Origin of the sequence: Geodermatophilus sabuli (assembly GCF_900215145.1) — a bacterium.
In the GTDB taxonomy this organism is placed as follows: domain Bacteria; phylum Actinomycetota; class Actinomycetes; order Mycobacteriales; family Geodermatophilaceae; genus Geodermatophilus; species Geodermatophilus sabuli.
Map to the genome: position 1 here is coordinate 166,554 of NZ_OBDO01000008.1, position 24,496 is coordinate 191,049.

Genomic DNA, 24,496 nt, shown 5'->3' on the forward strand with positions numbered 1-24,496 from the left:
CCGTGGGTAGCCTGCGTTCCCATGTCGCTCGCGCAGCCACTGGACGCCGACCCCGCGCCGCCCGCCCCGACGTTCGAGTCGACCGACCCCGCCACGGGTGCGGTCGTCGACGTCTTCCCCGTCCACGACGTCGCCGCGGTGGGCGCCGCGGTAGAGCGGGCCCGCACGGCCGCCGCGCGGTGGGCCGCCCTCGGCTTCGACGGCCGCCGGCGACGGCTGGCCGCCTACCGCGGCCACCTGGCCCGGAGGATGCACGAGCTGGCCGACCTGGTGCACCGGGAGAACGGCAAGCCGCGCGCCGACGCCCTCCTCGAGATCACCCTCGCCGTCGACCACCTGGCCTGGGCCGGCGCGCACGCGCGGAAGGTGCTCGGGCCGCGCCGGGTCAGCCCCGGTCTGCTGGCGGCCAACCACGCCGCCTCGGTGGAGTACCAGCCGGTCGGGGTGGTCGGGGTCATCGGCCCGTGGAACTACCCGGTGTTCACCCCGATGGGCTCGATCGCCTACGCGCTGGCCGCCGGCAACGCGGTCGTCTTCAAGCCGTCGGAGCACACCCCCGCCGTCGGGTCCTGGCTGGCCGCCGCGTGGCGGGCGGCCGTCCCGGACGTCGCCGACGTCGTGCAGGTGGTCACGGGGTTCGGCGAGACCGGGGCCGCGCTGTGCCGGGCCGGGGTCGGCAAGCTCGCCTTCACCGGCTCCGCGCCCACCGGCCGCAGGGTCATGGCCGCCTGCGCCGAGACCCTCACCCCGGTGCTCATGGAGCTCGGCGGCAAGGACGCGATGATCGTCGACGACGACGCCGACGTGGCCGCCGCCGCGGACGCCGCCGTGTGGGGCGCGATGAGCAACGCCGGGCAGACCTGCATCGGCATCGAGCGGGTCTACGCCACCGAGCGCGTGTACGACGCGTTCGTCGCCCAGGTGGAGGCGCAGGTGCGGGACCTGCGCCCGGGCTCGGACGACGCCGCCGCCTACGGGCCGATGACCATGCCCACCCAGGCCGACGTGGTGCGGCGGCACGTGGCCGACGCCGTCGCCGCGGGCGGACGGGTGCTCACCGGCGGGACCGTGGACGGCCGGTACGTCACACCGACCGTCCTGCTCGACGTCCCCGAGACCTCCGCCGCGGTGTGCGAGGAGACCTTCGGACCCACGATCACCATCACCCGCGTGCGCGACGCCGAGGAGGCGCTGGAGCGCACCAACGCCAACGCCCACGGCCTGGCCGGCGCGGTGTTCTCCCGGTCGAGGGCGCGCGCCATGGACCTCGCCCGCCGGATGCGCACCGGGATGACGTCGGTGAACTCGGTGCTCACCTTCGCCTCGGTGCCGGCGCTGCCCTTCGGCGGCGTGGGCGAGAGCGGCTTCGGCCGCATCCACGGCGCGGACGGGCTCAAGGAGTTCACCCGGGCCAAGGCGATCACCCGCCAGCGCCTGCCGTTGCCGGTGGACCTGATGAGCTTCCGGCGGCCGGCCGCCGCCGCGGACACCCTGGCGCGGGTCATGGGACTGGTCCACGGTCGCCACCGGTGAGTGAACTCGTCGACGTCGTGGGCGCGGCTGACCGGCGACCCGAGGCCGGCCGGCGCCACCTGACCTCCGGCTCGAGAGCCGGGCAGTGGAAGGGCTGTGCGCCGCCAGGCCCGCGGAGGATGCTCGGCGCCCCCGACGGGGAACCGCGACGAGGAGGAACCATGGCCCGCACCCCACAGGAGATCTTCCAGAGCCACGTGACCGCGATCGGTGCCGGCGACGTCGACGCGGTCGTCGCCGACTACGCCGAGGACGCCGTGCTCATCACCCCGGACGGCGTGACCCGTGGCCGGGACGGCATCCGTCAGGTCTTCACCTCCCTGCTCGGCGACCTGCCCGACGCGCAGTGGACGGCGCCCACCCAGGTCTACGAGGGTGACGTCCTGTTCGTCGAGTGGACGGCGGTCGCCGAGAAGGCCCGCGCCGAGGGTGTGGACACCTTCGTCTTCAGCGGGAACTCGATCCGGGTGCAGACCGTGCGCCTCACCCTCGAACGAACCCCCTGACGGCGCCCGCCGGGGTCAGGAGACTTGATCATCGCGCGGCCGGAAGGGTGGCCTCAGCCGTGCGCCTGACCGGCCGCGGCCTGCGTCGGCGACGGCGGCAGCCCGACGTCCTCACCGTCCGGCGCCGGGCGGGCGCGGCGGATCGAGATCGACAGGACCGCGGCCAGCAGGCACAGCGCCCCGGCAGCGAACCAGGCCAGGTCGTAGGAGCCGGTCACGTCCCGGATCACGCCACCGCCATACGCGGCGAACGCCGACCCGACCTGGTGGGAGGCGAACACCCAGCCGAACACCACCGGCGCACGTGCTCCGAAGTGCTCGCGGCACAGCGCCAGCGTCGGCGGCACGGTCGCCACCCAGTCCAGGCCGTAGAACACGATGAAGGCGATCATGCTGACGTGCAGGTCCGGCCCGAAGAGGGGCGGCAGCAGGAACAGCGAGAAGCCACGCAGCCCGTAGTAGGCCAGCAGCAGCACCCGCGGGTCGACGCGGTCGGTGAGCCAGCCGGAGAACACCGTCCCGGCGATGTCGAAGACGCCGACGACGGCCAGCAGCCCGGCCGCGGTCGTCACCGGCATGCCGTGGTCGTGGGCGGCGGGGATGAAGTGCGGCTGCACCAGCCCGTTGGTCGACAGCCCGCAGATGAAGAACCCGCCGGCGAGCAGCCAGAACGGCCGCGAGCGCACCGCCTCGGTCAGGCCGCGCACCGCCGTGCGCGCCGCGCCGGTCCGCACCGGCGGCACCTCGTCGGCCGGCGTCCCGCCGTAGGGCGCGACGCCGAGGTCGCTCGGCCGGTCGCGCAGCAGCCACACCACCAGGGGGACGACGGCGAGCGCGGCGGCCGTGGTCCCCAGGGACGCCGAGCGCCAGCCCCAGTTCTGGTCCGCCCAGGCCACCAGCGGCAGGAACACCAGCTGACCGGTCGCGCCGCCGGCGGTGAGGATCCCGGACACCAGCCCGCGGCGGGCGACGAACCAGCGGCCGGTCACCGTCGCGACCAGGGACAGCGCCATCGAGCCGGTGCCCAGGCCCACGAGGAAGCCCCACAGCAGGACCAGCTGCCAGCTCGCCGTCATGAACACCGTCAGGCCGCTGCCGGTGGCGGTCAGCAGCAGCGCCCCCACCACCACCCGGCGGATGCCGAACCGCTCCATCAGCGCCGCGGCGAACGGGGCGGTCAGCCCGTACAGCGCCATGTTCACCGCGACCGCGGCCGAGATGGTCGACACCGACCAGCCGAACTCCGCGCGCAGCGGGTCGATGAGCACGCCCGGCACCGCCCGGAACGCCGCGGCGCCGACCAGCGCCAAGAAGGTCACGGCGGCGACCCACCACGCGGGGTGGATGCGGTAGCGGGTGGCGGCGCGGGAAGGGTCGGTCGTCGTCACGGTGACGAGCATGACCGACGGCCGCGCACGGTCGACAGTGGCCCGGAGGCCAACATGTGCAACGATCCGGCCATGACAGGTGGCCCGGGTCCGGCGATCACCAGTGGCCCGGGTCCGGCCAGCACCAGTGGCCCGGGTCCGGCCAGCACGACGCCGGGCCCGCGTCACGAGGTCGCCGTCCTCGCCCTGCCGAACACCATCGCCTTCGAGCTGGGCCTGCCCCACCGGCTGCTCGAGTCCGCCGTCGACGCCGACGACCACCGCTTCTACCGCGTGCGGGTGGCCACCCTCGACGGCGGCCCCGTGCGCACCTCGGCCGGCTTCGACGTCCTGCCGCAGCACGACGTCTCACTCCTGGCCGAGGCCGGCACCGTCGTCGTCCCCGGCGTGTACGGCGGGCCGGCGATGACCGACGGGACACTGCCGGCCGAACTCGCCGAGGCGTTGCGGGCGGCCGCCGGGCACGCCCGGCTGCTGTCGATCTGCACCGGCGCCTTCGTCCTGGCCGCCGCCGGGCTGCTCGACGACCGGCCGGCCACCACGCACTGGATGCACGCCCCGGCGTTCCGGCGCCTCTTCCCCGCCGTGCGCCTGGACCCCGGCGTGCTCTTCGTCGACGACGGCGACGTGCTCACCTCCGCCGGCAACGCGGCCGGCATCGACCTGCTGCTGCACCTGGTCCGCCGCGACCACGGCAGCGAGGTGGCCAACCGGGCCGCCCGGCGCAACGTCGTCGCCCCGTGGCGGGAGGGCGGCCAGTCGCAGTTCGTCGAGCGCGCGCTGCCGGAGACCGGCGAGAGCGGCACCGCGGCGACCCGCGCCTGGGCCGCCGACCGGCTGGCCACCCCGCTCACCCTCGCCGACCTCGCCGCGCACGCGCGGATGAGCGTGCGCACCTTCACCCGCAGGTTCCGCGAGGAGACCGGACTGTCACCGCTGCGCTGGCTGGCCGGGCAGCGGCTGGCCCTGGCCCGGCAGCTGCTCGAGTCGACCGACGCCCCCATCGACCGGGTCGCCGTCGACGCCGGGTTCGGCACCCCGGCCTCGCTGCGGCAGCACCTGCGGGCCAGCATCGGCGTCGCCCCCGGCACCTACCGGCGCGCCTACCGCGGCAACGGTGTGACCGGACACTCCCAGGGGTGAGGGCACAAACACCGTCCGCGTCTGGTTGAGTACGACGTACCGGCGCCGCCCTCCGCTCATCCGGAGCTGCAGGACTCGACGTCGGGCCGAGGCTGCGCCACCCAGGCGCGCCCGGTTGTCCGACGTCCCGCTGACGACGTGAGCCCGCCCTGCCTGCGCAGGTGCGCCGGAGCTCGCGGTCGCCGGGTCGCGCGGAGAGCCACACCGAGCGTCAGGACACCCAGATGACCTCGCACGACCCCGCCACGCCCACCGCCGACACCGCCGCACCGCGCTCCCGCCGCCGCGGCAGCCGCGGCCGGGGCCGCCCGGCCGGCGCGCAGCCGGCCGGTGCGCGAACCCGCCCCCAGCCGGACCCGGTGCCCGCCGCCGTCGTCCCCGCCGGGGACGACGCCACCGTGCTCCCCACCGACACCACCTTCGCCGAGCTCGGCGTGCCCGCCCCGCTGGTCGAGGTGCTCACCGCCAGCGGCATCACCGCCCCCTTCCCGATCCAGGTGGCGACGCTGCCGGACACCCTCGCCGGGCGCGACGTCCTGGGCCGGGGCCGCACCGGCTCGGGCAAGACCCTGGCCTTCAGCCTCCCGCTGGTCGCCCGGTTGGCCGCCTCCAGCAGCAAGCGGCAGCCCAGGCGGCCGCGGGCGCTCGTCCTCGTGCCGACCCGCGAGCTGGCCAACCAGGTCGCCGCCGTCGTCGACCCGCTGGCCCGCGCCCTGGGCATGAAGGCGACGACGGTCTTCGGTGGCGTCGGCCAGAACCCGCAGGTACAGGCACTGGCCGGTGGCATCGACGTGCTCATCGCCTGCCCCGGCCGGCTCGAGGACCTCATCGGCCAGGGCCACGCCGACCTCGGGGCCGTCGAGGTCACCATCCTCGACGAGGCCGACCACATGGCCGACCTCGGCTTCCTCCCCGGCGTCAAGCGCCTGCTGGACCGCACCCCGAAGGTCGGCCAGCGGCTGCTGTTCTCCGCCACCCTGGACAACGGCGTCGACGTCCTGGTCAAGCGCTACCTGTCCAACCCGACGACGCACTCGGTGGACCCCGCCGTCGCGCCGGTGTCGACGATGACCCACCACGTGTTCCGGGTGGACGCGGCCGACAAGGCGCAGGTCGTCAAGGAGCTGGCCTCCGGCCTGGGCCGCAGCGTGCTGTTCACCCGCACCAAGCACCAGGCCAAGAAGCTGGCCAAGCAGCTCACCGCGGCCGGCGTGCCCGCCGTCGACCTGCACGGCAACCTCAGCCAGAACGCCCGCGAGCGCAACCTCGAGGCCTTCAGCAGCGGGGAGACCCGGGTGCTGTGCGCGACCGACATCGCCGCGCGCGGCATCCACGTCGACGACGTCTCGCTGGTCGTGCACGTCGACCCGCCGGCCGAGCACAAGGCCTACCTGCACCGCTCCGGCCGCACCGCGCGTGCGGGGGCCGGGGGCACGGTCGTCACCATCGCCACGCCCGACCAGGCCGGCGAGGTGCGCACGCTGGCCCGCCAGGCCGGGATCACCCCCGAGGTGTCGGCCATCAAGCCGGGAGCGCGCGAGGTCGTGGCGCTGACCGGGCCGGCCGCCCCCTACGTCGAGCCCGCCCCCGCGCCGGCTCCGCAGCCTCAGGGTCAGGGCGGTGGCCGACGTCGCCGGGGCGGCGGGAGCGCCGGTGCCGCGAGCACCGGGGTGCGCATCACGACCTCGGGTGCGGCGTCCACCGGGAGCCGCGGCGGCTCCGGCCGCCCGGCCGGCCCGGCGCGCACCCGCGCCGAGCTCGCTGCCCGCGCCGGGTCGCACTCGGCCGCCGGCTTCAGCGGCCGCGGCCGCCGCGGCGGGCGCTGACGCGTTCCCTCGGGGGCGGCCCGGAACGGCCGGGCCCCGAGGTGGTGGGGACGGCGGAGGTCGGCCACAGTGGAGCCGATCCCCGTCCGCCCTGATCAGCGAGGTGCACCATGCGTCTGCCCATCACCCTGTCCGAGATCGGCCCTCGCCTCTCGGCCGGCGCCTTCATCCTCAACAGCGGCCTGGGCAAGCGCGGTGCCGACGAGGGGACCGCGGCCGGCCTGCACGGGTTCGCGTCGGGCACCTACCCGTTCCTGAAGAACATCCCCCCGCAGCAGTTCGCCACGGGGCTCGCCTACAGCGAGATCGCGATCGGGGGCCTGCTGCTGGCGCCGTTCGTGCCCACGGCGGTCGCCGGTGCCGCGCTCACCGCGTTCTCCGGTGGCCTGCTGGGGCTCTACCTGAACACACCGGGCATGCGGAAGCCCGGTAGCCTGGCCCCCACCCAGGAGGGCCTGGCCGTCGCCAAGGACGTCTGGCTGCTCGGCATCGGCGTCGGCCTGCTGACCCGCGGCACGATCGACCGGGAACCGCGCCGCGTGCGCAAGGCCGCCAAGACGCTGTCCAGGGCCAACAGGAAGGCCACCAGGGCCGCACGTCGCGCCGAGTGACCCTGCGCGGGGGCGGCGGACGCCGGCCGCCCCCGCCGGTCACCCGGGCAGGAACACCTGGCTGACGATCCGGCGACGCCGCGCGCCGTCGGGCTCCAGTCCCACGCGCGCGGCGAGGACGGCGCGCAGGTCGGCGACCAGCTGCCCGAACTCCTCGTCACTCAGCCACAGCGCCACCTGCCGGTAGCCGACCCCGTCGGCGGCCAGGTCGAGCGGCCGGCTCCCCGCCCCGCCGGTATACCGGTCGAAGTCGGCCAGCAGCGCCGCCACGAAGGTCGCGAACGCGCGGCGGTGGTCCTCCGGGGTCATCCGCGCGGCCGCCTCGGCGTCCACGGAGACCGCCTCGGTCACCAGCCGGTAGCTGCGCTCCGCGGCGCCGCGCACCTTCCGCTCTCCCACCACCTCCAGGACGCCGGCGTCGGCGAGCACGCCCACATGTCGGTACAGCGTCGCCGCGGGGACGTCCGGCAGCAGCCCGCGCACCTCGCTCGTGGTCAGGGTGCGGTCACCGAGGAACGCCTGGACGACGCGCAGCCGCACGGGGTGGAGAAGGAGGTCCGCGGTCGGCATGGGCTCACCGTTCTCATGTTTGACATTGGTCTCGCCGTTGATAACGATAGCCCCATGGCAACCGTGACGACGTCTCCGCAGACCTTCACCCTCACCCTCACCCGCGGCGAGAAGCTCCTCGGCCTGCTCCGCGACCTCGACGTGCCCCGCTCCGCCGTCGAGTCGGTGGACGTCGTGCCCGACGGGCTGACCGCCGTCCGCGGCATCCGTGCCCCCGGCCTCGGCCTCCCCGGTGTCCGCGCGATCGGCACGTGGCGGCGGCGGGGCGAGAAGTCGATGGTGTCCGTGCGCCGCGGCCAGCCGGCCGTGCGGGTGCGACTGACCGGGCAGCGGTTCGACACGCTGCTGGTCGGAGCCGACGACGCCGCCACGCTCGCCGACGCGCTCACCGCAGGGCGCTGACCGTGCGGGAACTCGAGCTCCGGGTCCCCGGTGAGCCCCCGCTGGCCGGCACACTCACCCTGCCCGACGCCTCCCCCACCCCCCTGCCGGCGGTGCTGCTGGCCGCCGGCTCCGGCCCCATCGACCGGGACTCCAACCACCGGCGGATGCGCTTCGACGTCACCCGGCAGCTGGCGCACACCCTCGCCGCCGCGGGGATCGCCTCGCTGCGCTACGACAAGCGCGGCGTCGGCGCGAGCCCCGGCGACTGGCGCGCGGCCGGCCTGTCCGACAACGTCGACGACCTGGGCCGGGCCCACGACACCCTCGCCGCCCGGCCGGAGGTCGACCCGGCCCGCATCGCGCTCGCCGGCCACAGCGAGGGAGCGCTGCTGGCCGCCGCGCTGGCGGCGCGCGGCGGGCGGGCGGGGAACGGCATCGCGGGCGTCGTCCTGCTGTCGATGAGCGCCACCCCCGGCGAGCAGCTGCTGCGGTGGCAGGCCCGCCAGATCGGGCCGACGCTGCCCGCTCCGGTCCGCGCGCTGCTGCGGCTGTTCCGCATCGACCTCGAGGCGAAGGTGGCCGCCAACCACGCACGCATCAAGGCGACGACGACCGACGTCGCCCGGATCGGCGGCGCCCGCGTCAACGCCCGCTGGCACCGCGAGTTCCTCGCCCACGACCCGCGCGGCGACCTCGCCCGGCTGCACCTGCCGGTCCTCGCGTTGACCGGGGAGAAGGACCTCCAGGTGCCGGCCGGCGACCTCGACGCCATCGCGGCGACGGTGCCCGGCCCTGTGGAGGTGCACCGGGTGCCCGACCTGACCCACACACTGCGCCGACAGGCGGGCCCGGCGTCACTGCGGGCCTACCACGCCGAGCTGCGCTCCCCCGTCGACCCGGAGGTGCTGCGCACCGTCGTGGACTGGTGCTCCCGGACGCTCGGGGTCACGGCCGACTCCGCGCCACCTGTGAACCCCCTGTGAGAGAGTTCCCGCAGGTCCTTCAAAGTTGCAGCATCTCCGGCACAGCGGTCCCCGCCGAAGGAGCGGGGCCACCGGCCCCGAGGAGACCACCGTGCCCCTGATGACCGGCTCCGGCCGTCGCGCCGCCACCCTCGTGCTCGCCGTCGGCCTCGGACTCACCGCCTGCGGCGGGGACGACGGCGGCACCGAGACCCCGACCGCGACCGACAGCACGAGCAGCAGCGCCGCCGACACCGGCTCCAGCGCCCCCGCCTCGCCGGGGTCCTCGGCACCGGCTGAGACCGAGGCGGTGACGGTGACCGCGGTCGACTTCGACTTCGAGCTGTCGGAGGACTCCTACTCCGCCGGCACGTACACCTTCGAGGTGACCAACACCGGCACCATGCCGCACGACTTCATCGTCGAGCGGGACGGCGCGGACGTCGCCGGCACGCAGGTCCTCGAGCCGGGCGCCTCGGAGACCATCGAGGTGACCCTGGAGGAGGGCGACTACTCCTTCTACTGCGGCGTCGGCCAGCACCGGGCCAACGGCATGGAGACGGCGGTGACGGTCACCGCCTGACAGACCGCCTCCGGCCCGGCCGCCCCCGTCGGCCGGGCCGGAGGTCAGGGTCCGGGGACGGACGGCGGTTCCCCCGCTCGCCGTCCGTCTCCCGGACGTTCAGTTCCCGCTGGCGAACGCCGCGTCGAACGCGGCCGCCGGCGGGTCGAACGCCAGTCGCCGCACGAACTCCATTGCCTCCGGAGCCCCGACCAGCCGGTCCATGCCGGCGTCCTCCCACTCCACCGAGATCGGCCCGTCGTAGCCGATGGTGTTGAGCATCCGGAAGCACGCCTCCCACGGGACGTCGCCGTGGCCGGTGGAGACGAAGTCCCAGCCGCGTCGCGGGTCGGCCCAGGGCAGGTGGGAGCCCATCCGGCCGTTGCGGCCGTTGCCGACCTGCTTCTTCGCGTCCTTGCAGTCGACGTGGTAGATCCGGTCCTTGAAGTCCCAGATGAAGCTGACCGGGTCGAGGTCCTGCCACACGAAGTGCGACGGGTCCCAGTTCAGCCCGAAGGCCTCGCGGTGCCCGATGGCCTCCATCGTGCGGACCGTCGTCCAGTAGTCGTAGGCGATCTCCGACGGGTGCACCTCGTGCGCGAACCGGACGCCGACCTCGTCGAAGACGTCGAGGACCGGGTTCCAGCGGTCGGCGAAGTCGCGGTAGCCGTCCTCGATCATCGACTCGGGCACCGGCGGGAACATCGCCACGGTCTTCCAGATCTTGGACCCGGTGAACCCGACGACCGTCTTCACACCCAGGCGGGCCGCCGCGCGGGCGGTCGTCTTCATCTCCTCGGCCGCCCGCTGCCGCACGCCCTCGGGGTCGCCGTCGCCCCACACGCGCGGGTGGACCATGCCGCGGTGCCGCTCGTCGATCGGGTCGTCACAGACGGCCTGGCCGTTGAGGTGGTTGGAGATGGCGAAGACCTGCAGTCCGTGCCGCTCCAGGATGTCGAGGCGCTCCTGCACGTAGGAGTCGTCGTTCGCGGCGCGCTCGACGTCGAGGTGGTCGCCCCAGCAGGCGATCTCCAGGCCGTCGTAGCCCCAGCCGGAGGCCAGCCGGCACATCTCCTCGAACGGCAGGTCGGCCCACTGGCCGGTGAACAGGGTGACAGGGCGGGGCATCAGGTGTCTCCTCCATCAGGGGTCTCGGGCGGCCTCGTCCCGGGCCCCCGGCCCCCTGCAGGGCCCCGCGGGGAGCTCGCGAGCCGTGGGGGGCAGGGGGTCCTCGCACGAGTGGCGGGGAGGACGAGGTCCTTCTTCACTGGGCGATCTCGGTCCAGGCGGAGCCCGCGGCGGCGCTGCGCTCGACCCCGTCGAGCACCCGCTGCACCTGCAGCCCGTCGGCGAAGGACGGCGTCGGGTCCTCCCCCTTCGCGATGGCGGTGACCAGGTCGACGACCTGGTGGGTGAAGGCGTGCTCGTAGCCCAGGCCGTGCCCGGCCGGCCACCACGCGCCGACGTAGGGGTGGCCGGGCTCGGTGACGAGGATGCGGCGGAAGCCGGCGACCTCGGCGGGCTCGGTGCCGTCGAAGAACTCCAGGACGTTCATGTCCTCGAAGTCGAAGGCCAGGCTGCCGGCCGACCCGTTGACCTCGATCCGGATGGCGTTCTTGCGGCCGAGGGCGAACCGGGTGGCCTCGAAGCTGGCCAGGGCCCCGCCGCTGAACCGGCCGAGGAAGAGCGCCGCGTCGTCGACGGTGACCGTGCCCATCCCCTCGCCGGCGACGCCGGTGAGCGATCCGGCGGCCGCCGGCAGCGGCCGCTCCTTGACGAAGGTCTCCAGCAGCGCGCTCACGCCGGTGACCTTCTCGCCGGTGATGTACTGGGTCAGGTCGACGACGTGCGCGCCGATGTCCCCCAGCGCTCCGGAGCCGGCCTTGTCCTTCTCCAGCCGCCAGGACATCGGCGCGGCGGGGTCGGCGATCCAGTCCTGCAGGTACTGCGCGCGGACGTGCCGGATCTGCCCGAGCCGGCCCTCGGCCACCAGCTGCCTGGCCAGCCCGATCGCCGGAACCCGCCGGTAGGTGAAGCCGACCATCGACCGCACGCCGCGCTGGGCGGCGCGGGCGGCCGCCTCGGCCATCGCCTCGGCCTCGGCCACGGTGTTGGCCAGCGGCTTCTCGCAGAGGACGTGCTTGCCGGCCTCGAGGGCGGCGATCGCGATCTCGGCGTGCGTGTCGCCGGGGGTGCAGACGTCGACGAGGTCGACGTCCGCCCGCTCCAGCACCCGGCGCCAGTCGGTCTCGGTGGCGGCCCAGCCGAGCCGCTCGGCGGCCGCGGCGACGCGCGCGGGGTCCCGGCCGGCCAGCACGGAGAGCTCCGGGTGGAGCGGCAGGTCGAAGAAGTGGGGGGCGGTGCGCCAGGCCTGCGAGTGCGCGGCGCCCATGAAGGCGTAGCCGATGAGGCCGACGCCGAGGGTGGGGGTCATCCGGAGGCTCCTCGGGTGAGCGGAGCCGCCGGGTGGGCTCGGTGCCCACCCGGCGACCCCACGTCGGTCAGGACTCGAAGGCGCGGTCGATGTACTGGTCGACGTTCTCGGCGGTGACGACCGGGGCGTTGAGGACGATCTGCCGCGGGACCTCCGGGGAGACCAGGTCGGAGAGCGACTTCCCCTGCGCGATCAGCCGGGCCAACCGGATGCCGTCGGCGGCCTGGGTGTGCGGGTAGATGACGGTCGCCTGCAGGACGGAGTCGCCGGACTCGATCTCGCGCATGGCGTTGGCCGAGCCCGCACCGCCGACCATGACGAACTCGTCGCGGCCGGCGTTCTGGATCGCGGCCAGGACGCCGACGCCCTGGTCGTCGTCGTGGTTCCAGAGGGCGTCGATCTGCGGAGCGGCCTGGAGCAGGTTGGCCGCCGCCTCCTCGCCGCCCTCGACGGTGAAGTCCGCCGCGACGCGGTTGTCGACGGACAGACCGCACTCGCCGAGCGCGTCGGCGAAGCCCTGGCTGCGGTCCTGGGTCAGCGGCAGCGAGTCGATGCCGGCGATCTCGGCGACGACCGCGTTGGGGTTGTCCCCCACCTGCTCACAGATGTACGTGCCGGCCGAGACACCCATGCCGTAGTTGTCGCCGAGGATCGTGGCGCGGGCGGCGAACGGGCTGTTGAACTCGCGGTCGACGTTGATGACCGGGATCCCGGCCTCCATCGCCTGCAGCGCGACCGGGGTCAGCGCGGCGCCGTCGAAGGGCAGCAGCACGATGGCGTCGACGCCGTCGTTGATGAACGTCTCGACCTGGCTGATCTGCGTGCCGACGTCGTTGGTGCCCTCGGCGACGGTGAGCTCGATGTCCTCGTACTCCTCGGCCGCCGCGCGGGCGGCCTCGGTGATGCCGGCCATCCAGCCGTGGTCGGCGGCCGGGGCCGAGAAGCCGATGCGGACGGTGTCGCCGGTCTCGTCGTTCGAGCTGGCGGCGTTGCCCCCGCCACCGCCGCCGCCGGAGCTCTCCTCCGGGGTGTTGCTCGTGCAGCCGGCGATCAGGGCGCCGGCACCCACGAGGGCCACCGCGGTGGACGTCAGGCGCCGGTAGGGGCGCTGCCTCGCTGCAGACATGTTCTCTCCTCGGGGATCGCCTCCCTGGCAGGGTCTCGGCCAGGTGGTGGTGCGTCGGTGGTGCGCCGTCCGGGCCGGGCGACCCGGAGGGGTGAAGCTGATCCGACGACGGCGGGCGGGCCGCCGTCCGCGGGTCAGGTCTGGGGTCGCTCGGGAGCGCCGCCGGGCGGGGTGCCGCCGGGTCCGCCGGGCACGGAGCCGCCGGAGACCGTCCCCGCGGGCGCCCCGGTCGCGGCCGGGGCTCCTGGCCCGCGACCCAGCCGGCCGAGGCTGAAGTTCCCGGTGGCCAGCCGCATCTGGAGCAGGACGGCGACGACGATGATCACGCCGCGGGCGACCGCCTGCGCGGAACTCGACAGGTTGTTCAGCGTGAAGACGTTGCCGAGCGTGGTGAAGATCAGCACGCCGAGGACGGTGCCGACGATCGTGCCGCGGCCGCCGATGAGCAGCGTGCCGCCGATGACCACCGCGGCGATCGCGTCCAGCTCGTACAGCGTGCCGTGGGTGGAGCTGCCGGTCGTCGTCCGGGCCATCAGCATGACCGCGGCGATGCCGCAGGTGAGGCCGGACAGGACGTAGAGCCACATCGTGTGCCGCTGCACGCGGATGCCGGCCAGGCGGGCGGCCTCGGCGTTGCCGCCGACGGCGAAGGTGCGCCGGCCGAACGTCGTCCGGTTGAGCAGCACCCACCCGGCGAGCGCGACGAGCGCGAAGATGATCACGAGCGTCGGGACGCCGAGGACGTCGCCGGAGAAGAACGCGAGGAAGTCGCGGTCCTGGACGATCTGGGTGCGCCGGTTGGCGATGATCTCGGCCAGCCCGCGGGCCGCGGCCAGCATCGCCAGGGTGGCGATGAAGGCGACGAGCTTGCCGTAGGCGATGACGACGCCGTTGACCAGGCCGGCCCCGGCACCCACGGCCAGCGCCGTGAAGACCATGACGATCCAGTGGACGTCCTCGGCCATCTGCTGGGTCGCCAGCGTCGTGGCCCACACCGAGGACAGCGCGACCAGCGCGCCGACGGACAGGTCGATGCCGCCGCCGATGATCACGAAGGTCATCCCGATGCTGACCACGCCGATCACCGAGGCCAGCCGCAGGATCGTCAGGACGTTGTCGACGTCGAGGAACTGGTCGGGGGCGGTGATCGCGCCGACGACGCAGAGCACCGCCAGGGCGATCACCAGGCCGAGGTTGCGACCCACCGGACCGGCGAGGAAACCGGGGCCGCGACTGCTGCCACGGCCCGCCGTCGTGCCGGCCGGCTCCTGGGAGGCGCCGACCCCGGCCGCCGTCGTGCTGCCGCTCATGCCACGTCCCCTTCGTACGGTGCGTGCGCGGCGCCACCGTGGGCAGCCGCGTCCTCCATGACCAGGTCGAGCACCCGGTGCTCGTCGAGCGCCCCGGCCGGTTCCGCCGCGAGCACCCGCCCGTCGCCGATGACCAGGACCCGGTCGGCCAGGCCCAGCACCTCCGGGATCTCGCTGGAGACCACGACCACGGCCACGCCGCGGTCGGCCAGGTCCCGGATGAGTGCGTAGATCTCCGACCGCGCGCCGACGTCGACGCCGCGGGTGGGCTCGTCGAGCAAGAGCACCCGGCAGTCGCGCAGCAGCCAGCGGGCCAGGACGACCTTCTGCTGGTTGCCACCGGACAGCGTGCGGACCTCGCGGTCGACGTCGGCGGGCCGGACGTCCAGGGCCGCCACCTGCTCCCGCGCGGCCGCCTTCTCCGAGCCCCCGGAGAGGAAGCCGCCGCGGGCGAACCGGGCCAGGCTGGAGATGCTGATGTTGCGGTAGACCGACTCGCCGAGCAGCAGCGCCTGGCTCTTGCGCTCCTCCGGCGCCAGGCCGACGCCCGCGGCGACCGCCGCGGCGACGTCCCCGGGTCGCAGCCGGCGGCCGGCGACGCGGACGGTGCCGGCACCGGCGCGGCGGGCGCCGTAGACGGTCTCGAGGATCTCCGAGCGCCCGGAGCCGACCAGCCCGGCCAGCCCGACGACCTCGCCCGCGCGGACGGTGAACGTGACGTCGGCGAAGGAGCCGCGCAGGCCCAGCCCCTCGACCTCCAGCAGCGGCGCCTCGTCCTGCGCCGGCCGGGCCCGCCGCTCGGGGAAGACGTACTCGATGTCGCGGCCGGTCATCAGCGTGATGACCTCGCGCGTCGGCGTCTCCCGCGCCGGCAGCCCGGTCGCGACGGTGCGGCCGTCCTTGAGGACGGTGATGCGGTCGCCCACCTGCCGGATCTCCTCCAGGCGGTGGGAGATGTACACGACGGCGACGTCGTCGGCGGTGAGGTCGCGCATGACCGCGAACAGCCGCTCCACCTCCTCGTTGTCGAGGACGGCGGACGGCTCGTCCATGATGATCAGCTTCGCGTCCTGGGACAGCGCCCGGGCGATGCTGACCATCTGCTGGGCCGCCGCCGGCAGCGAGCCGACCTCGGCGGTGGGCCGGATCTCCGGGTGCCCGAGCCGGGTGAGCAGGGCGGTGGCCGCCCGGTTGCCCTCTGCGGGCCGGGTCAGGCCCAGGCGGGAGAACTCCCGGCCCAGGAAGATGTTGTCGGCGACGGTCAGGCCGGCCACCAGGTCAAGCTCCTGGTAGATCGTCGCGATGCCCAGCGACATCGCCGCCTGCGGCGTGCTCAGGGAGACCGGCTCGCCCCGCCAGGTGATGCGCCCTGCATCGGGCTGGTGGGCGCCGGCGAGGACCTTGATGAGGGTCGACTTCCCGGCGCCGTTCTGGCCGAGCAGGCAGTGCACCTCCCCCGCCCGGACGTCGAGGTCGACGCCGTCGAGGGCGCGCACGCCCGGGAAGCTCTTGACGATTCCGTGCATCTCCAGCAGGGGGGTGGTCACCACGGGCCTCCCACGGCGGTACGGGCCACGGCGCGCACGACGGCCACCACGCCACCTCCGGACTTTTGCTCACCATTGATCATTAGTCGGGTCAGGCGAGAACTTATGAGGCGCGTCACGTCCGGTCAAGGTCGCCGTGCGGAGTTACCGAACCGCAACCAGGGCCTCCTCCGGACCGCGGTGCGATCGGAGCCCGGCGCGTGCGGTGCGGCCACGGCGGCAACGCCCGCGCGGGCCCCTGGCTCCACGCGGCTGGCGGGGAGCGCGGTCCGGCGCCGGACTACTGGGCCAGGACCTGGTGGACGGCGTCCTCGTCCAGGAAGCCCTCGATCGCCATCAGCGCAGCGCCCAGGCGTCCGGAGAGGTCGGGCGCGTCGCTGACGGTGATCTCCAGGTTCCGGGCGGCCAGCGGCATCGACCGGCGGTACACCGCCTCCCGGATCCCGGCCAGCAGCGGGGCGCCGGCCTGCGCGACCCCGCCGGTCATGACGATCCGGTGCGGGTTGAAGAAGTTGACCAGCGCGGCGAGCACCGTGCCGATCGTCCGGCCGGCGTCGCGGACCAGCTCCAGCGCCGGGCCGTCACCCTGCGCCGCCCGCTCGACGACCTCCCGTGTGGTGCGCACCGGCAGGCCGGCCGCGACGGCGTCGCGGAGCAGCGCGCCGCCCCCGGCGATCGCCTCGAGGCAGTTCTCGTTGCCGCACCGGCAGACCACCGTGCGACCGTCGGGCTGGGCGACGTAGATGTGACCGATGTCCCCGGCACTGCCCTGCGCCCCGCGGTACACGCGCCCGTCGACGATCACGCCGCAGCCGATGCCCGTGCCCACCTTGACGACCAGCGCGTCCTGGACCGGCCCGCCGATCCCCATCTCACCGAGGGCCATGACGTTGACGTCGTTGTCGACGAAGACGGGGCACTCGTACCGGCGGAACGAGTCCGGGATCGGGTGGTCGTGCCAGCCCGGCATGATCGGCGGGTGGAACGGGCGCCCGCTGGAGAACTCGACCGGCCCGGGCACGCCCACACCGACGGCGCACACGTCGGCCGGGGTGAGGCCGGCCTCGGCGAGCACCTTCTGGCTGAGCCGGTCGACCTCGGCCAGCACCGGGACGGGCCCCTCGGCGATGTCGATCGGGTGGCCGGCGGTGGCGAGGACCTGCGCGGACAGGTCGGTGACCGCCACGTCGACGCTGGTCACCCCCAGGTCCACGGCGAGCACGCACCCCGCCCGGCTGTTGAAGTGCAGCAGCGTGGGGGGCCGCCCGCCGGTGCTCCACCCGGGGCCACCCTCCTCCAGGAGGTTGGCCGCGATCAGCTGGTCCACCCGTGCGCTCACGGTGTTGCGTGACGCGCCGGTGAGGGCCACGAGGTCCGCCCGGCTCCGCGCACGGCCCGTCCGCACGTGGCGCAGCAGCGCCCCGGCGGATGCAGATGTGTGCGCCACGCCGTCATCGTGACACGTGCCCGCCACTCTTCCCCTCGATGACGGCGGCGACCGCCTCCCAGTGGGTCTGCACCGTCATGTGCGCGGCACCGGGCAGCTCGACGAGCCGGCCCGCCGGCGCGGCGGCGGCGACGGCGACCGCCCAGTCGTGCGGGCACAGCCGGTCGCGGGTGCCGCGGACGACGGTCACCGGGATGCGCACGGCGCGCAGCCGGGCCTCGATCCGGTCCGGCGCGGCCACCCGCCACAGCTGCCACATCGCGCGCGGACCGGTGCGCAGCCACTGGGCGAGCACCAGCGGCACCTGCCACCAGGGCTCGCGCGCCGCCGTCCGCAGCCAACGGCCGGCCAGCACCGGCCAGGCCCGCAGGCGCGGGTCGGTCGTGGGCCCGAGCAGCACCACCCCCGTCACCCGCGGGTCCCCGGCCGCCGCGGCGACCACCTGGCAGCCCTGCGAGTGGCCGACCAGCAGGACCGGACCGGCCCCGAGCCGGGCCCGCAGCTCCCCGGCCAGCTCGTCGACGGGCGGCACCGGTCCGCGCCGTCCCATGCCCGGGAGGACCACGACGTCGCCCGGCAGCCGGGCGCGGAGGCCTGCCGACGACCGGGCGTCGAGCCCGAGACCGGGGACGAACACCAGCCGGGGACCGGGGAGGGGCACGGCAACGGTCTACCGGTCCGCGGCGTGACGCGCCGACCAGCGGGTAGGAGGCCAGACTGTGGCCCGAGTCGCTGAGGGCCGCGCACGGTCGGGAGCCGCCGGAGTGGGAGACTGATTCATCATGACGACATCGCCTGAGACCGCACCCGTCGGCACCACCCGCTCCGGTCGGCCCAGGGTCGTCGTCATCGGATCCGGCTTCGGGGGCCTGTTCGCCGCCCAGGCGCTGAGGAAGGCCCCGGTCGAGATCACCCTGGTGGCGAAGACCAGTCACCACCTGTTCCAGCCGCTGCTCTACCAGGTGGCCACCGGCATCCTCAGCGAGGGTGAGATCGCCCCGCCCACCCGCGAGGTCCTGCGCACCCAGCGGAACGCCCGCGTCGTGCTCGGCGAGGTCACGGCCATCGACCTGGCCGCCCGCACGGTCACCTCCACCATCCTGGGCCGCACCACGGTGCACCCCTACGACGAGCTGATCGTGGCCGCGGGTGCGGGGCAGTCCTACTTCGGCAACGACCGGTTCGCCGAGTTCGCCCCCGGCATGAAGAGCGTCGACGACGCCCTGGAGCTGCGCGGCCGCATCTTCGGCGCCTTCGAGCTGGCCGAGCTGGCCACCGACCCGGCCGAGATCGACCGGCTGCTGACCTTCGTCGTCGTCGGCGCCGGCCCCACCGGGGTCGAGATGGCCGGCCAGATCGCCGAGCTGGCCCACCGCACGCTGCGCCGCGACTTCCGGACCATCGATACGACCCAGGCACGGGTCATCCTGCTCGACGCCGCCCCCGCCGTGCTGCCCTCGTTCGGCGAGAAGCTGGGCGACCGGGCCCGTCGCCAGCTGAACAAGATCGGCGTCGAGGTGCAGCTGGGCGCCATGGTCACCGACGTCGACGCCAACGGCATCGAGGTCAAGGACGGCGACGGGCAGGTGCGCCGCATCTCCGCCGCCACCAAGATCTGGGCCGCCGGGGTGCAGGCCAGCCCGCTGGGCCGGCAGCTGGCCGAGCAGTCCGGCGCCGAGGTCGACCGCGCGGGACGGATCTCCGTGCAGCCCGACCTCACCCTGCCTGGCCACCCCGAGGTGCACGTCGTCGGCGACATGATGAGCCTGGACCGGCTGCCCGGTGTCGCCCAGGTCGCCATCCAGGGCGGCCGGTACGCCGCCGACGCCATCGTGCGGCGACTCGAGGGCCGCGAGCCCAAGGGCCCCTTCCGCTACAAGGACAAGGGCTCGATGGCCACCATCTCCCGGTTCTCCGCCGTCGCGGACGTGGGCAAGCTCAAGATGGAGGGCTTCCTCGCCTGGATGATGTGGCTGGTGGTCCACCTGGCCTACATCGTCGGGTTCAAGAGCCGCCTCACCGCCGTCCTGCACTGGATCGTGAGCTTCCTCGGCCGCGGCCGCGCCGAGCGGGTCGCCACCCAGCAGCAGGTCTACGGCCGGCTGGCGCTGGAGCAGCTCGGCGCGGACTTCGCGGTGTCCAAGAGCGGCGGCCCCAAGGACGGCCGGCACAGCACCGAGGACCTCACCGAGCGCCGCTCCGCCTAGCGGGTCCGGCTCACCGGGCCTCGCCGAGCCAGCTGTCGAGCGCGGCGGTCACGAGGTCGGGGGTCATGACGTGGCCACCGTCGAACTCCGTGTAGGTGACGTCGTACCCGGCGGCGGCCAGGTCCCGGGACACCCGCCGGCCGCAGCGGTCGACCGGGAGCACGCGGTCGCCGGTGCCGTGGGAGATCCAGACGCGCGGCGTCCCGCGGTGCGCGGGGGCGGCGACGAACCCCGGGGAGAAGGCCAGGACGGCGTCGACGAGGTCGCCGTTGGCCAGGCCGAGGGACAGCGCGTAGGAGGCGCCGTCGGAGAAGCCGCCGACCGCGACCCGGGTGACCGGATGCCGCGCGAAGACCTGCTCGAGCGCGGCGTCGAGCACGGCGACGTCCCGGCCGAGGCCCCCGGCGACGAGGTCCCAGGTGGCGGCGACCGACGACGGGGCCAGCACCAGCGCGCCGCGGGCCGCCGCGAGGTCTCCGACGGCGGCGAGGCCCTGGGCCGACGTCCCACCCGCCCCGTGGAAGAACACCAGCAGCGGTCTCGGGCGGTGAGCCCCGCCGGGGACGGCCAGCCGCGCCTCCGCGTGCGGCCCCAGGTGCAGCGTGCGGACACCCTCCGGGTACGGCACCGCGGCCGGCTCGGCCAGGGGCCTGCTGCCCAGCCTGCCCTCCGGGGGGCGGCGCGCACCGCCCATCAGACCGCGTGGGCGGCCGGCGGCACGTGCTCGTCGGCACGCTCCAGGTGCAGCGGCTGCAGCGGCCGGCTGTGCTCCAGGTACAGGAAGGCGTCGTAGCGCTCCCCCAGCACGGTGGGCACGTAGTTGCCCCACCGCTCGCGCTGGGGCCGGTAGACCACGCCGATCGCCCGGTGGTCCAGCCGCCGGTCCAAGGCCGCGGGGCGCGGCCCGCGCGGGGACCAGACCAGCAGCGCGTCCTCCCCCACCTCCTCGTGCAGCAGCGCCTCGAGGCTGCCGGGGCGCGCCGCGGGGACCTCCATCCGCTGCATCTGCGCGCCCCACTCCGACCCGGCGATGACCCCGCCGCGGTGACTCCCCAGCCCCACGAGGACGACGTCGTCGGCGCCGTGCCGTTCCCGGAGCAACTGCCCGACGTTGACCATCCCGGACCTCGCCATGTCGGTGGCCCGCGCGTCGCCGACGTGGGTGTTGTGCTCCCAGACGACCGCCTTCCCGCCGCTGTGCTCCAGCAGCCGGTCGAGGGTGTCGGCCATGTGCACGTCGCGGACGTTCCACGACTCCGCCGAGCCGCCGACCATCGCCCGGTAGTACCGCTCGGCGCCGGCGACGACCGCGGCGTTCATCTCGGCGGACAGGTGCGCCTCGGGGTCGTCGGCGGGCGCGCGCCGGCCGCGCTCCTCGCACAGGTGCCGCAGCAGCTCCACCACGGTCTGCTCGCAGGTGGTCGGCGCGAAGCGGGTGGCGAAGGCGTACTCGGCGCCGTCCTCCCCGAAGGGCTCGAAGCAGGCCAGGGCCAGCGTCGCCTTGGCGACGTGCTCGGGCTCGTGCTCGCGCAGCCAGCCGACCAGCTCGTGCATCGAGTCCCAGAGGCTGTAGACGTCGAGGCCGTAGAAGCCCACCCGCCGGTCCGCCGGGCGGGCCGCGTTCACCCCGCGCAGCCAGCGGCAGAAGTCGACGACGTCGTCGTTGGCCCACATCCAGGTGGGCCAGCGCGCGAACGCGTCGAGGGCGTCGCGGGGGTCGTCGTCGGCGCCGTGACGGAGCTTCACGCTGCGGTTGACCCGGTAGCAGTCGGGCCAGTCCCCCTCGACGGCGACCAGCCCGAAGCCGCGTTCCTCGAGCAGCCGCCGGGTCAGCGCCGCCCGCCACGCGTAGTACTCGTGGGTGCCGTGGCTGGCCTCGCCGATGGCCACGACCCGCGCGTCCCCGACCCGCTCGAGCAGCGGGTCGAGGTCGGCGGGGTCCCGCAGCGGGCGGGCCAGCTCGCGGAGGCCGGCGGCCACCGGGCTACCCCGCGCTGCCGGGCTCGGCCATCTTCGCGTGGCCGGCGGACTTCAGCTTGTCCGGCAGCACCGCGTTCGCCGCGGCCTGTGCCTTGGTCATCAGCGAGCCGGCGACCACCTTGTCCTCGCCCTCCATCAGCGCCTCGAACCCCTGCTTCGCGACCTGGGCCGGGTCGTCCTTGGGCCCCTGGCCGAGCTTGGTGTCCAGCAGATCACCGCGCTCGAAGAACTCGGTGTCCGTGGGGCCCGGCATCAGCGACGTGACCGTGACCCCGGTGTCGCGCAGCTCGGTGGCCAGCGCCTCGGCGAAGGACTGCACGAAGGACTTCGAGGCGTTGTAGACGGCCTGGTAGGGCCCGGGCATGGTCGAGGCGATCGACGACGTGAACAGCACCCGTCCCCCGCCGCGGGCGGCCATGTCCCGCAGGACCAGCTTGGCCAGGCGGACGGTGGAGGTGACGTTCAGGTGGATGATGGCCAGCTCGTCCTCGAGCGGGTTGTCGACGAACGCCCCGCCCTTGCCCACGCCGGCGTTGAGCGCGGCGGCGGCGAGTGGGCGGCCGGTGGCCTGCACCGCGGCCCAGAGCGCCTCGACGCCCGCGGCACCGCGCAGGTCGGCCTGCACCGCCTGGACCGTCCTCCCGTCGCCGCGGAGCTGCTCGGCGGCGGTGGTCAGCTCGGCGTCCTCGGCGGTGACGATGAGGTCGAAGCCGGCGCCGGCGAACTGCCGGGCCAGCTCCAGGCCGATCCCGCTGGAGGCTCCGGTCACGAGGGCGAGGGGGTGTGGCTCGGTCATGCGCGTGCCCTACCCGGGCGCCGGCGGGCCACTCCTCGGACCAGGAGCGACCGCCGTACCCTCGCGCACCGCCTGGGCGGCCACCGCCCGCAGGTCGCCGGTGCGCCCGGGTGGGCGGGCGCGGGGACCTCCTCGCCCCAGGGGGCGCTCACGGCTCGGCGAACCAGGCGGAGCCGAGACCGGGGACCACCAGCCGGCCCCCCACCACCTCGAGCCGACCGTCGCTGCCGTGCACCTGGTCGAAGGTGCCGAACCCGGTGACGGTGTCGGCGTCCACGGCCCGCGGCTCCGGGGAGAAGTTGGCCAGCCCCACGAACGTGCCGCTGCGCGGGTGGCGCCGCGACCAGGCCAGGACCGCGTCGTCCCCGACGTCCAGCACGACCGACTCGACGCCGCCGCGCAGCGCCAGCAGGGACCGCCGGACCTCCCCCAGCCGGCGCAGGGCCGCGAAGACACGGCCTTCGAGGCCGGCCGGGTCGCCGCGGCGCGCGGCGGCGGCCCAGTCCATGGGCGGCCGGTGCATCCAGCGGTTGTCCGGCGCCCGCTCGGGGTCGGCGAGGTAGCCGGTGTCGTTGCGCAGGGCCAGCTCGTCGCCCATGTACAGCAGCGGGATCCCGCCGAAGCCGTAGGCGACCGAGTAGAGCAGCACCAGCCGCCGGATCCCCTGCTCCAGCGCCTCGGCGTCGCCGTCGGCCAGCGCGGCCTCGATGCCGCACAGCGAGGCCGCCGAGCCGGACACGCGGGCGTCGCCGGTGGCCTCGTTCTCCTGGAACAGCGCGCCGCGGGCGAACGAGCCGGGGAAGCGGCCGGAGTAGAAGTCGTTGAGGAAGCGCCGGTGGGCGAAGCCGTCCAGGCCCACGGCGGCGGCGTCCTCGTCGGCGACCGCCCAGCCGATGTCGTCGTGCCCGCGCACGTACGTGCACCAGGAGGACGACGGCGGGATGGGCCGCATGCGGCGCAGCGCGGTGCGGGCCAGCCGGGCGTCCTGGGTGGCCAGCCCGCTCCACAGCAGCACCATGAGCTGGTTGTGGTAGGCCAGCTCGCACTCGGGCCGGAAGCGGTCGTGGCCGCCGAGGTAGGGCACGAGGTCGTCGGGCGAGACGATCGCCTCGGCCTTGAACACCACGCCGGGCGCGGCCAGCCGGGTCAGCGCGTGCAGCAGCTGCAGGAGGCTGTGCCCCTCCGGCTGGTTCTGGCAGCTGGTGCCCAGCCGCTTCCACATGAACGGCACGGCGTCCATGCGGAAGACGTCGACGCCGCGGTTGGCCAGCCAGACGATCTCGCCCAGCATCGCCAGGGTCACCTCGGGGTTGGCGTAGTCGAGGTCCCACTGGTACGGCCAGAAGGTCGTCCACACCCAGCCGCCGGCGCCGCCGCAGGCCTCGGGCACCCAGCTGAACGACCCCGGCGCCCGGTCGGGGAAGACCGCCGGGATCGTGGCGTCGTAGGCGTCGGGCAGCGTCCGGTCGGGGAAGGCGGTGTAGAACCCGGCGTACGCGGGGTCGCCGGCCAGCCAGCCCCGCGCCCACGGGTGCTCGCGGGCGGTGTGGTTGAGCACGAGGTCGATGCACAGGCTCATGTCCCGCTCGTGCAGGGCCGCGGCCACCGCCTCCAGGTCGGCCATGGTGCCCAGCCGCGGGTCGACGGCGCGGTAGTCGGCGACCGCGTAGCCGCCGTCGTTCTCGCCCTCGCGCGGCCGCAGCAGCGGCATGAGGTGCAGGTAGGTGGTGCCGAGTTCGGCGAGGTGGTCGAGGTGTCCGGGCAGCCGGTCGAGGGTGCCGCAGAAGCGGTCGACGTAGGCGACGTAGCCCTTCGTGCTGGCCCGCTGGAACCACGCGGGGTCGATCTCGCGCCGCCGGTCCAGCCGGCGCAACGGCTCGGGCCGCTCCGCCGCGGCGGCGAGGACGACGCCCAGCGACCGGGCGAACAGCTCGTCGGCCGCCGCCCCGTAGAGGATCGCGAGGGGTTCGTGGACGTCGTAGGGCGCCAGGTCGGCGCGGGCGAGGAAGGCGTCGGCCTCGGCCTCCCCCAGCGCGGCGACCGCCTGCTCCTGCACCCGGGGCCGCAGCTGCGCCCACGCCTGTTCCGCCGCCTCCCGGCGCGCGGCCGCCGAGACCGTCACCGGGCCAGTATCGGGGCGCTGTTCGCCCACGGCATGACCGCT

Annotated in this window: 22 protein-coding genes; 9 read left to right on the forward strand and 13 right to left on the reverse strand. The window is 74.7% G+C overall.

The window, feature by feature from the left end; genetic code table 11:
- Nucleotides 1-21 precede the first annotated feature (21 nt).
- Entirely contained in the window at nucleotides 22-1,533 is a 1,512-nt protein-coding gene (locus CRP39_RS17920; RefSeq protein WP_097207737.1) for an aldehyde dehydrogenase family protein, read from the forward strand.
- Between the two features lie 161 nt (nucleotides 1,534-1,694).
- Nucleotides 1,695-2,039, forward strand: coding sequence for a nuclear transport factor 2 family protein (locus tag CRP39_RS17925; RefSeq protein WP_097207738.1), 345 nt, complete (start codon nucleotides 1,695-1,697; stop codon nucleotides 2,037-2,039).
- A 53-nt stretch (nucleotides 2,040-2,092) separates the two neighbouring features.
- Here the strand turns inward: CRP39_RS17925 and CRP39_RS17930 are convergent, their stop codons facing one another.
- Nucleotides 2,093-3,427, reverse strand: a complete 1,335-nt coding sequence (locus CRP39_RS17930; protein ID WP_245853949.1) for an MFS transporter — start codon at nucleotides 3,425-3,427, stop codon at nucleotides 2,093-2,095.
- A gap of 72 nt (nucleotides 3,428-3,499) precedes the next feature.
- On the opposite strand from CRP39_RS17930, the gene CRP39_RS17935 reads away from it, so the two are divergent.
- From CRP39_RS17935 to CRP39_RS17945, 3 genes are all read left to right on the forward strand, one after another.
- Nucleotides 3,500-4,570 carry a GlxA family transcriptional regulator gene (locus tag CRP39_RS17935; protein ID WP_097207862.1) on the forward strand — a complete coding sequence of 357 codons (1,071 nt, stop codon included), beginning with the start codon at nucleotides 3,500-3,502 and terminating at the stop codon, nucleotides 4,568-4,570.
- 224 nt (nucleotides 4,571-4,794) lie between these two features.
- The gene (locus tag CRP39_RS17940; protein ID WP_216359797.1) at nucleotides 4,795-6,396 is read left to right on the forward strand and encodes a DEAD/DEAH box helicase; all 1,602 of its coding nucleotides are present in this window, start codon (nucleotides 4,795-4,797) and stop codon (nucleotides 6,394-6,396) included.
- Nucleotides 6,397-6,506: 110 nt separating this feature from the next.
- A complete protein-coding gene (locus tag CRP39_RS17945; protein ID WP_097207740.1) occupies nucleotides 6,507-7,007 on the forward strand; it encodes a hypothetical protein in 501 nt (166 codons plus the stop codon).
- Nucleotides 7,008-7,046: 39 nt separating this feature from the next.
- On the opposite strand, the gene CRP39_RS17950 is transcribed toward CRP39_RS17945, so the two are convergent.
- Nucleotides 7,047-7,577, reverse strand: a complete 531-nt coding sequence (locus CRP39_RS17950; RefSeq protein ID WP_097207741.1) for a helix-turn-helix domain-containing protein — start codon at nucleotides 7,575-7,577, stop codon at nucleotides 7,047-7,049.
- 54 nt (nucleotides 7,578-7,631) lie between these two features.
- Between CRP39_RS17950 and CRP39_RS17955 the strand changes: the two genes are divergently transcribed.
- The 3 genes from CRP39_RS17955 to CRP39_RS17965 all read left to right on the forward strand — a co-directional run bounded on the left by CRP39_RS17955 (nucleotide 7,632) and on the right by CRP39_RS17965 (nucleotide 9,506).
- A complete protein-coding gene (locus tag CRP39_RS17955; protein ID WP_097207864.1) occupies nucleotides 7,632-7,979 on the forward strand; it encodes a hypothetical protein in 348 nt (115 codons plus the stop codon).
- A 2-nt stretch (nucleotides 7,980-7,981) separates the two neighbouring features.
- Nucleotides 7,982-8,944: an alpha/beta hydrolase family protein gene (locus CRP39_RS17960; protein WP_216359798.1), complete on the forward strand. Its 963-nt coding sequence runs from the start codon at nucleotides 7,982-7,984 to the stop codon at nucleotides 8,942-8,944.
- 100 nt (nucleotides 8,945-9,044) lie between these two features.
- Nucleotides 9,045-9,506 (forward strand): cupredoxin domain-containing protein, encoded by a 462-nt coding sequence (locus CRP39_RS17965; RefSeq protein ID WP_245853965.1) that lies wholly within the window; start codon nucleotides 9,045-9,047, stop codon nucleotides 9,504-9,506.
- Between the two features lie 99 nt (nucleotides 9,507-9,605).
- Here CRP39_RS17965 and CRP39_RS17970 read toward each other — a convergent pair whose 3' ends face one another.
- The 7 genes from CRP39_RS17970 to CRP39_RS18000 form a co-directional block, all read right to left on the reverse strand.
- Entirely contained in the window at nucleotides 9,606-10,613 is a 1,008-nt protein-coding gene (locus tag CRP39_RS17970) for a sugar phosphate isomerase/epimerase family protein (protein ID WP_097207743.1), read from the reverse strand.
- A 136-nt stretch (nucleotides 10,614-10,749) separates the two neighbouring features.
- A complete protein-coding gene (locus tag CRP39_RS17975) occupies nucleotides 10,750-11,919 on the reverse strand; it encodes a Gfo/Idh/MocA family protein (protein ID WP_097207744.1) in 1,170 nt (389 codons plus the stop codon).
- Nucleotides 11,920-11,986: 67 nt separating this feature from the next.
- Nucleotides 11,987-13,045 (reverse strand): substrate-binding domain-containing protein, encoded by a 1,059-nt coding sequence (locus tag CRP39_RS17980; protein ID WP_097207745.1) that lies wholly within the window; start codon nucleotides 13,043-13,045, stop codon nucleotides 11,987-11,989.
- Nucleotides 13,046-13,179: 134 nt separating this feature from the next.
- Nucleotides 13,180-14,355, reverse strand: a complete 1,176-nt coding sequence (locus tag CRP39_RS17985; protein ID WP_097207746.1) for an ABC transporter permease — start codon at nucleotides 14,353-14,355, stop codon at nucleotides 13,180-13,182.
- Entirely contained in the window at nucleotides 14,352-15,902 is a 1,551-nt protein-coding gene (locus tag CRP39_RS17990; protein ID WP_245853950.1) for a sugar ABC transporter ATP-binding protein, read from the reverse strand. Before CRP39_RS17990 ends, CRP39_RS17985 begins: the two co-directional genes overlap by 4 nt.
- A 280-nt stretch (nucleotides 15,903-16,182) precedes the next feature.
- On the reverse strand, nucleotides 16,183-17,349 hold the full coding sequence (locus CRP39_RS17995; RefSeq protein WP_097207747.1) for an ROK family protein: 1,167 nt from the start codon (nucleotides 17,347-17,349) through the stop codon (nucleotides 16,183-16,185).
- 4 nt (nucleotides 17,350-17,353) lie between these two features.
- Nucleotides 17,354-18,010, reverse strand: a complete 657-nt coding sequence (locus tag CRP39_RS18000; RefSeq protein WP_097207748.1) for an alpha/beta fold hydrolase — start codon at nucleotides 18,008-18,010, stop codon at nucleotides 17,354-17,356.
- Nucleotides 18,011-18,131: 121 nt separating this feature from the next.
- Here CRP39_RS18000 and CRP39_RS18005 point away from each other — a divergent pair, with 121 nt between their 5' ends.
- The gene (locus CRP39_RS18005) at nucleotides 18,132-19,556 is read left to right on the forward strand and encodes an NAD(P)/FAD-dependent oxidoreductase (protein ID WP_097207749.1); all 1,425 of its coding nucleotides are present in this window, start codon (nucleotides 18,132-18,134) and stop codon (nucleotides 19,554-19,556) included.
- 10 nt (nucleotides 19,557-19,566) lie between these two features.
- Here the strand turns inward: CRP39_RS18005 and CRP39_RS18010 are convergent, their stop codons facing one another.
- The 4 genes from CRP39_RS18010 to CRP39_RS18025 all read right to left on the reverse strand — a co-directional run bounded on the left by CRP39_RS18010 (nucleotide 19,567) and on the right by CRP39_RS18025 (nucleotide 24,454).
- Nucleotides 19,567-20,250 carry an alpha/beta hydrolase gene (locus CRP39_RS18010; RefSeq protein WP_097207750.1) on the reverse strand — a complete coding sequence of 228 codons (684 nt, stop codon included), beginning with the start codon at nucleotides 20,248-20,250 and terminating at the stop codon, nucleotides 19,567-19,569.
- Nucleotides 20,250-21,536 (reverse strand): erythromycin esterase family protein, encoded by a 1,287-nt coding sequence (locus CRP39_RS18015; protein WP_097207751.1) that lies wholly within the window; start codon nucleotides 21,534-21,536, stop codon nucleotides 20,250-20,252. The genes CRP39_RS18010 and CRP39_RS18015 overlap by 1 nt, the downstream gene beginning before the upstream one ends.
- Before the next feature lie 4 nt (nucleotides 21,537-21,540).
- Nucleotides 21,541-22,332, reverse strand: a complete 792-nt coding sequence (locus CRP39_RS18020) for an SDR family NAD(P)-dependent oxidoreductase (protein WP_097207752.1) — start codon at nucleotides 22,330-22,332, stop codon at nucleotides 21,541-21,543.
- Nucleotides 22,333-22,480: 148 nt separating this feature from the next.
- Nucleotides 22,481-24,454: an alpha-amylase family protein gene (locus tag CRP39_RS18025; RefSeq protein WP_245853951.1), complete on the reverse strand. Its 1,974-nt coding sequence runs from the start codon at nucleotides 24,452-24,454 to the stop codon at nucleotides 22,481-22,483.
- Nucleotides 24,455-24,496: the final 42 nt, after the last annotated feature.